10 protein-coding genes are annotated in these 7,574 nt (G+C 61.6%); 8 read left to right on the forward strand and 2 right to left on the reverse strand.

Annotated elements, in window-relative coordinates; all coding sequences use genetic code 11:
• The first annotated feature begins 408 nt into the window (after positions 1-408).
• From CKO42_RS25105 to CKO42_RS25120, 4 genes are all read left to right on the forward strand, one after another.
• The gene (locus tag CKO42_RS25105; protein ID WP_200251492.1) at positions 409-1,410 is read left to right on the forward strand and encodes a hypothetical protein; all 1,002 of its coding nucleotides are present in this window, start codon (positions 409-411) and stop codon (positions 1,408-1,410) included.
• Between the two features lie 755 nt (positions 1,411-2,165).
• Positions 2,166-2,435, forward strand: coding sequence for a type II toxin-antitoxin system ParD family antitoxin (locus CKO42_RS25110; RefSeq protein ID WP_200251495.1), 270 nt, complete (start codon positions 2,166-2,168; stop codon positions 2,433-2,435).
• Entirely contained in the window at positions 2,432-2,731 is a 300-nt protein-coding gene (locus tag CKO42_RS25115) for a type II toxin-antitoxin system RelE/ParE family toxin (RefSeq protein ID WP_200251498.1), read from the forward strand. The genes CKO42_RS25110 and CKO42_RS25115 overlap by 4 nt, the downstream gene beginning before the upstream one ends.
• Before the next feature lie 27 nt (positions 2,732-2,758).
• Positions 2,759-3,004, forward strand: coding sequence for a hypothetical protein (locus tag CKO42_RS25120; RefSeq protein WP_242479687.1), 246 nt, complete (start codon positions 2,759-2,761; stop codon positions 3,002-3,004).
• Positions 3,005-3,016: 12 nt separating this feature from the next.
• Here CKO42_RS25120 and CKO42_RS25125 read toward each other — a convergent pair whose 3' ends face one another.
• Both CKO42_RS25125 and CKO42_RS25130 read right to left on the reverse strand, forming a co-directional pair.
• Positions 3,017-4,345 (reverse strand): HipA domain-containing protein, encoded by a 1,329-nt coding sequence (locus CKO42_RS25125; protein WP_338035003.1) that lies wholly within the window; start codon positions 4,343-4,345, stop codon positions 3,017-3,019.
• Positions 4,342-4,635: a helix-turn-helix domain-containing protein gene (locus CKO42_RS25130; RefSeq protein ID WP_200251510.1), complete on the reverse strand. Its 294-nt coding sequence runs from the start codon at positions 4,633-4,635 to the stop codon at positions 4,342-4,344. The genes CKO42_RS25125 and CKO42_RS25130 overlap by 4 nt, the downstream gene beginning before the upstream one ends.
• 276 nt (positions 4,636-4,911) lie before the next feature.
• On the opposite strand from CKO42_RS25130, the gene CKO42_RS25135 reads away from it, so the two are divergent.
• From CKO42_RS25135 to CKO42_RS25145, 4 genes are all read left to right on the forward strand, one after another.
• Positions 4,912-5,178, forward strand: a complete 267-nt coding sequence (locus tag CKO42_RS25135; protein ID WP_338035004.1) for a DUF2887 domain-containing protein — start codon at positions 4,912-4,914, stop codon at positions 5,176-5,178.
• Positions 5,179-5,232: 54 nt separating this feature from the next.
• Complete coding sequence (locus CKO42_RS27680; RefSeq protein WP_242479691.1) at positions 5,233-5,448, forward strand: hypothetical protein; 216 nt, start codon at positions 5,233-5,235, stop codon at positions 5,446-5,448.
• A 153-nt stretch (positions 5,449-5,601) separates the two neighbouring features.
• A complete protein-coding gene (locus CKO42_RS28365) occupies positions 5,602-6,858 on the forward strand; it encodes an IS66 family transposase (RefSeq protein ID WP_338035005.1) in 1,257 nt (418 codons plus the stop codon).
• A gap of 56 nt (positions 6,859-6,914) precedes the next feature.
• Positions 6,915-7,574 (forward strand): DUF2887 domain-containing protein (locus CKO42_RS25145; protein WP_420844344.1); only part of this gene is annotated, 660 nt, incomplete at its 3' end.

Raw genomic sequence — 7,574 nt, forward strand, 5'->3', positions numbered from 1 at the left:
CTTGCGTCGACAGATCAGTCGTCGCTTCGGCCCATTACCACGCTGGGCCGCGCAGCGCATCAGCGCAGCCTCTGAAGCGCAGCTCGACACCTGGCTGGATGACATTTTCGATGCGACCAGCGTCAAGGATTTGCTCGGCGATAAGGGCGAGCGCCATTGAAAAGATCACATTCGTGAGGTGATCACATTCGATGTCATGGCATGTCCTCCGTGATGCCGGCCACTGCCCCCCCGTCATTCCGGCCGGGAAGCCGGAATCCAGCGCAGGGAAAGCAACCTCGCAGCAGGCACCGAAGCTCGGCAGGTTGCTGCCCGCTCACCATCCATGGCCTAGGTCCCGGCTTCCCGGCCGGGACGACGAGGGCTAGGCGCGAGAAGCGAAGCGCCGCTTGCCGCTATACTCAGGCCATGACCAGCGACCCCCCAAGCGACCCCATCGAGCCCCGCGACGAGCGCCTGCGCCAATGGCATCGGCTGTTCGGCATCGCGCTGATGGAAGTCTTCGAAGGTGCCCCGTGGCGGGTCGAGCTCGAGCAAGAACTGGCGCTGCGCAGCCAATTGCTCGATGTCGCCATCATTGAGGCCAAGGGAGAAGGGGCCGCACACCGCCCGCTGGAACTGCCCGACGGGCTCGAGAACCTGCGCCCGCACAACCTGCTGACCTACAAATCCCAGCACGAAGCGCTCACCGCTTGGACCCTCGATGAGCTGATCGGCCACTACGTCAACTACCGCAAGCTCAGGCTCAACCCCGACGGCCAACGCCACCGGCCAGACGCCTTCGGCCTCTACGCCGTCGCCACCCGCTTTCCCAAGGCCCTGCAGCGTCGGCATCCGCTGACGCCCACCGCCTGGGAAGGCGTTTATGAGCTCCCCTGGGGCGGACAGCCGGTGCGCCTGATCGTCTTAAACGCCATCGCTAAGCATCCGCGCAACGCGCCCTGGGAACTCTTTGCCAGCGAGCAAGATCGCATCCGCCAAGGGCTGATCCACTACCGCGCCCGCCATCCGCATCCAAGTCGGGGTGGACACTGGGAACTGCTCGAACGCATGCACCTCATCTATCAACGGGAGAATCTTGAGATGGCCTACACGATGGAGGACTTTCTCCGCGAGACCCATGAACTGGTGCTCGCCAACATGACTCCAGAAGAGCGGCTTAAGGGGCTTAATCCGGACGAAGTGCTTCAGCGCTATGATCCTGAAGAGCGCCTCAAGGGGCTTGATCCTGAAGAGCGCCTCAAGGGGCTTGATCCGGACGAAATACTTCAGCGCTATGATCCCGAGGAACGCCTCAAGGGGCTTGATCCGGACGAAGTGCTGCAGCGCTATGATCCTGAAGAGCGCCTCAAAGGGCTTGATCCTGCCACCATCGAAGCCTGGTTAGCCAAGCAGCGCAGGGACCATTAGAGGCCATGGCGCCACGCCGGACAATGAATCCCCTCCGTCATTCCGGCCACGTGCCCTTCCGTCATTCCGGCCCCCCCCTCCGTCATTCCGGCCGGGAAGCCGGAATCCCGTGCAGGGAAAGCAACCTCGCAGCAAACACCGAAGCTCAGCAGATTGCTGCCCGCTCACCCTCCCTGGCCTAGGTCCCGGCTTCCCGGCCGGGACGACAGAGGCATGAGCCGGGACGACGGAGGCATGAGCCGGGACGACGGATGTCTGCGCAGTGGCCCTGAGGCCTTTCGGGTGATGACCGGTGGTTTTTTGAACGCTTCGGCCGCTATACCGCCGAGGAGACCGGGATCATGTTGAACTCGATCACCGTACCCGTGGAGCCAACCCCAGAGATGAAGGCGCTGGGCGAAGCAATCGAAGCGGAACACGCGGAATTGGATCAAACGGTCTGGGTGCATGTGGTGCGTAAGCGACCCGAACACTGGCTCAGGTCTTGTTGTAGGGGCTTGCGTCGGCAAACGCTGGAGCGGTAAACGCCGGTCATCGCCAGCGTTTACGGTAGCCGCGAAGTTGCCGGCGGTCTTTGATGCGCTGCGATTGTCGCTCGAGGGCCGGTTCGCCAATTGACCGGTCACCGAGCTGCCTGCGGCCGATGTCGCCGTGGTGCTGGGCGGCGGCATCGACAGCGGACCACCCAGCCAAGGTTTGACAATCTTTGCTAAGGCGTCCAGCATTTTCGCATCCTCTCACTAACGGACGACACCATGCATGTTTCATTGACCCCTGAGCTGGAAAATCGTGTCCGGGCAAAGGTTGACACTGGCCTGTATAACAACGCGAGTGAGGTGATTCGTGAAGCCTTGCGTTTTATGGATGCCCACGAGGCCTGGGTTCAGGACATCAAGCGCGCGCACCTGCGCGAACAGCTCCAGATCGGGCTTCAGCAGCTTGATCGCGGTGAAGGCATCGCGGTTGATTCCAAACGCAGCTTGGATCGGCTGTTCGACGCCATCCAAGACGATCGACCGGCATGAGCCGTCATCCGTTGGTCATCTCTCCTGCGGCGAGAGATGACTTGGCGGAAATTCACCGCTTTGGCAACCAGACTTGGGGCAAAGCGCAGTCGAGGGAGTATCTCGGTCGATTGAAGGAGCAGCTCTGGGCACTGACGGAGTTTCCGTTGGTTGGTGTTGAGCGTCACGACCTCTTGCCGGAATTGCGAAGTCTGCCAGTCGCCAGTCATCTCGTTTTTTATCGTTTGACCAAGGGTTGCGTCGAGATTGTACGTGTCCTGCACGGTCGACAGGACCCGCATCGCCATCTGCGTTAGCGAGTTCGTCATTGCACTGGGAACCCCGTGCAACAAATCCTGCAGAACCTGAAAGACGGCAGCACCGAGCTGGCCGAAGTCCCCTGCCCACGTGTCGGCCGCGGCGCGCTGCTGATCCGCACCACGCGCTCGCTGGTCTCGGCCGGCACCGAGCGCATGCTGGTGGACTTTGGCAAGGCCAATCCGCTCGACAAGGCCCGCCAGCAGCCGGACAAGGTCAAACAGGTCAAGCTGAGAGAACAGCGGTATTTGCGTGAGCGAGACAAGAGCTAAGCCGGTCAGGTCTCAGTCTGTAAGTACGTCAGGCAGATCCTTGGCAATGTCATCCAGTTTGGCGGCTTGTGTCAGGACAAAGGCTGCGATGTCTGCGATTCGTGATTGTTCTTCGCTTGTATACCCAGTCCAGGCTTGTAATTCGGGGAGCGCCTTTCGAAGCGCTCTGGTGATGCGTCGCATCTCGCGGGCCACGAGTCGGCGTTGCAGGCCGCTCTGGTCGGTCAGTTCGGCCCAGTCGAATGCCCGAACTTGGCTGATGTTGAATTCGTCGCCGATCGCCATGGCAAGTTCATGGTCGACCTGTGGATAGATGCAAACAGCGACAAGATCATAGGAGGGAGCCAGTCGCAGACCGCCAGGTTCGACGAAGAACGAGATGTTCTTGCCATGGGCATCGCTGTTGCCGATCAGGTATTGCACAAGAATCCAACGCAACAGCCCGAGACGCATGGCAGCACCTGATAATGCATGCCTCGCAATGGAGAATAGGCGCTCGATGCTGACGCCATCGCGAATATGGGCCACATCGCGACCGATGCCGAAGTTTCGCTCGTACTTGTGGCTGACGCCAAGATCGAGCGCCTGACAGGCGTCGATGACATGCAGACGCTCGATCTGGTTAGTAACGCGTCGCCGGTCGAAGCGTGGCACGATCAAGACTGGGTCAGGCGTGCGCAGGATGGTGGCGTCGATGGTGGGCAGGCCTAGGCTTGCCGCGAGCTTCAGGCAAAAATGCTCATTGGCGACGAGGTTGGGAAGATTGGAGCTGAGTGGCTCGGGCTTGAGGATGTGGGTCGAAGCCAGACGACCCTCAACGAGATACAGACGATTGTCGTTGATATAGACCGCGAGCTTGTCCTGATAGCCGGCGATGGACATGCGCACGCGCCCGTCCCACACGTTGAAGGGCTGGTGGGGTCTGTTGCGAATCCGCTCGGAGAGCTCCTGTGGGCTGATCTCCCGGCTTGAATTGGGTGCCTGTTCAGGATGTTGCGTTGTCACTGGGAGCAGACTGATGGCGCCGGTGCTTTCGCGACCCAGCGCGAGGAGCAACCCATAGAGGTTTGCCTTGCTGAGGCGATGGGTGGCGGCGGCGTCATCGAGTGCCTTGCCCTCGGGCAAGAGGTTCTCGAAAAAGCGGCGCACGCTGACTGAGTGATGTTGCGCGTTGGCCTGGTCCTGTTGGCTGATTGGCAACGCGGGCGACAGGGGAAAGCTGGCACTGGCGTCCGCCCAAGCAGGGGCGTACTGGAAGGCGAATAAGCCGGTTTTGTCGTCATAGCTGAGCGTACCCATGGGCTGCGCTCCGACCCAGGCATTGAGGTGATGCGCCGTCACTGTTTAGACTCCAGGCGATGGAGCGTATCGGGTAGGTCGGCTCGGGGGATGGCGAGCACGGCAAGTCCCAACTGCTGGGCGATATGCAAGGCTTTATCCAGGCCGATACTGCGAGGCTTGCCGCTCTCCAGTGCCGAGAGCAAGGCAACGGACACGCCGCAGAGGGCGGCGGCGTCATCGATGCGTAGTCCCAACTGGGTGCGGAGGCTGCGGATGAAGGCGCCAAACTCGGCCTGCGTCTCGATGGTTGGCCGGCTGGGCAGGGGGATTGGGCGGATGGTGCGCGCCATTAGCTTTAGGATTCCGAATACTTTTCTTTATTTGGTAAACAATATACCGATCGCCTCAGTCTGCAACATTCTTTCCTGGATACAAGAAATAATTTTGTGCATGCTGAGGCGAACCATGCTGAGGCGAACAGGGCAGCGCGCTAGCGCCCCGCATCCTAGCGGGTGGTAGGAACGGGGGACCGCTTGAGGAGGGGGATATCAACGATCGGGCACGGCTGGATGCGGTCATCGAGACCTACCGGCCGAGTGCGGTGATGCATTTTGCCGCTTACGCCGATGCCAGAAGCCCTGCTAATCTGCATTTCCGACATTCTGATACTGTTTCTGCGCAGCGGCCCCGAGGCCTTTCGGGTGCTCACCGGCGGTCTGCGGCTTGAAGGCGCCTACAAGGTCTGCTCGCTGACCCTCAAAAGCCTCGAGCGCCGACTCGATGGCTTGGTCGCGCCCGACGGCCACTCAGGCCCCGCCTATGTGGTCGAGTTTCAGGCCCAGCCCAGTAACTTCTCAATAAGTCACGGCAACCGGGAGCCGCTACTGCGTTAACATGGCGATCAGACACCCTTGTCCTGACCCTGAGAAGTCCCTGCCTGAGCCGCTGTGATCGAACTCCCACCCATTCCCGAGACCGAGCGCACCGCGCTGATCGATGAGTTGGTACGCCTGATCGAGACCTTGGCCGAGCAGACCCAGCAGCAGACCGAGACCATCCAACAGCTACGCGATGAGATCGCGAGGCTCAAGGGCGAGAAAGGCAAGCCGCGCTTCAAGCCCAGCGGGATGGAGCAGAAGGCCGGGCAAGGCGAGGATCAGTAAGGCGACGAGGACCAGTCCAAAGGCACTCGCAAGCGCCCGGGCTCGAGTAAGCGCGCCAAAACCGCGCAGCTGAAGATCCACGAAGACCGCCGTATTCCACCGCGTCAACCACCCCCACCGGGCTCGCGCTTCAAGGGCTATCGCGACGTGGTGGTGCAAGATCTCAAGATTGAAGCGCACAACACCCGCTACCGCCTTGAGGTCTGGCAAACCCCGGATGGCGAGTGGCTGTGCGGCGAATTGCCGAGCACCCTGCAGGGCGGACACTTCGGCACCGGCCTGCGCGCCTATGCGCTCTACCAGTACCATCACTGTCATGTCACCCAGCCGTTGCTGCGCGAGCAGTTGCTGGAATGGGGCCTCGACCTCTCGGTGGGGCAGATCGACGCCCTGCTCAGTGGACACAACGAGGCGTTCTTTGCCGAGAAGGATGACCTGCTCAAGGTCGGCCTCGAGGTGAGCCCCTGCATCACGGTCGATGACTCCGGGGCGCGCCATCAGGGTCGCAACGGCTACGTGCCCCAGATCGGCAATGACCTCTTTGCCTGGTTCAGCAGCACCGACAGCAAGAGTCGGATCAACTTCCTCACCCTGCTGCAAGCCGGCGATCCGCTCTACAGCTGCACCGCAGAGGCCCTGACCTATTGGCACGAGCAGGGCCTTCCCCAGGCCAAGCGCGAGGCGCTGATGGCCTCCCCGATCCGTGAGCTCACCACCGCCAGCGCCTGGGGCGAGCATCTCAGCGCGCTGGGGATCACCAAGGAGCGCCACCAGCGCATCGCCACCGAAGGCGCCTTGCTGGCGGGGCTCTTGGCCAACGGTCTCTCACGTGAGCTGGTCATCGTCAGCGACGGGGCCGGGCAATTCGCCATCCTGCTTCATGCCCTGTGCTGGGTGCATGCCGAGCGGCTGATCCACAAGCTCATCCCGCTCAATGCGCAGCAGCGCGCCGATCAGCAAAGCGTGCGCGATCAGATCTGGACGCTCTACGCTGACCTCAAAGCCTACCAGCGTGACCCCGATCCTGCGGCCAGCGCCGCGCTGCGCGAGCGCTTCGAGGCGATCTTCACCCAGAAGACCTCCTTTGCCGTCCTCAACCAGACCTTGAAGCGGCTACATCGCCACCAGAGCGAGCTGCTACTGGTCTTGTTGCGCCCCGACATCCCGCTGCACACCAACGGCAGTGAGAACGACATCCGCGGCTACGTCAAATGGCGCAAGATCAGCGGCGGAACCCGCAGTGACCTCGGGCGACGATGCCGCGATACCTTCGCCAGCCTGAAGAAGACCTGCCGCAAGTTGGGCATCTCTTTTTGGGAGTATCTCAACGATCGCATTGAGCAGACCGGCACGATTCCGCCGTTGCCGGACATTGTCCGTGAGCGAGCGGTGGCCGCGGGCGTGCCGTGACTTATTGAGAAGTTACCCAGCCCAAGGCTAAGTCCCTGTACAACCTCGCCGCCAAGATCGGCCTCTATGGCGAGGAGAACCCCGAGCATGAAGTCCTCGGCATGGCCGTGTTCCTGCGCGCGGCGGATATTCCCGAGCGACCGCACTGGGTGCATGCCCCAGGCTCGCCGATCCGCTGCATCAGTCTCGACAGCTTCCTGCGCGAGTGGCTCGCGCGCGAGCCCGACAATTCCTATGTCGCGGTCTTCGCCCCGCTGATCATCGAGACGGATGCCGAGCTGACGCAACGCGCCCCGCTGCTCTGGCAGACGATCCAACAGGCACCGCTCGACGCAGACACCCGCGAGACGTTGTCAGAAGTGTTGGAATTCTGGTTTTTTGAACGCTTCAGCCGCTATACCGATGAGGAGATTTGGACCATGTTGAATCTCGTGACTCCGCTCGAGGAGACCAAGGCCTATCAGTCGATCTTTGCCAAGGGTGAGGCCAAGGGTAAGACTGAGGGTAAGACCGAGGGCAAGACTGAGGGCAAGACCGAGGGCAGGACCGAGGGCAGGACCGAGGGCAGGACCGAGGCGAAGGTCGCAACCTTGCGTCGACAGCTCAGCCGTCGCTTTGGCCCGTTACCACGCTGGGCCGCGCAGCGCATCAGCGCAGCCTCTGAAGCGCAGCTCGACACCTGGCTGGATGACATTTTCGATGCGACCAGCGTCAAG

Origin of the sequence: Lamprobacter modestohalophilus (assembly GCF_016583905.1) — a bacterium.
GTDB lineage: Bacteria > Pseudomonadota > Gammaproteobacteria > Chromatiales > Chromatiaceae > Lamprobacter > Lamprobacter modestohalophilus.

Bases quoted from the DNA above. Each gene is read 5' to 3' on its own strand.
- CKO42_RS25105 (WP_200251492.1), top strand. From the start codon at position 409: ATGACCAGCGACCCCCCAAGCGACCCCATCGAGCCCCGCGACGAGCGC.
- CKO42_RS25110 (WP_200251495.1), top strand. From the start codon at position 2,166: ATGCATGTTTCATTGACCCCTGAGCTGGAAAATCGTGTCCGGGCAAAG.
- CKO42_RS25130 (WP_200251510.1), bottom strand. From the start codon at position 4,635: ATGGCGCGCACCATCCGCCCAATCCCCCTGCCCAGCCGGCCAACCATC.
- CKO42_RS25115 (WP_200251498.1), top strand. From the start codon at position 2,432: ATGAGCCGTCATCCGTTGGTCATCTCTCCTGCGGCGAGAGATGACTTG.
- CKO42_RS25135 (WP_338035004.1), top strand. From the start codon at position 4,912: ATGCCAGAAGCCCTGCTAATCTGCATTTCCGACATTCTGATACTGTTT.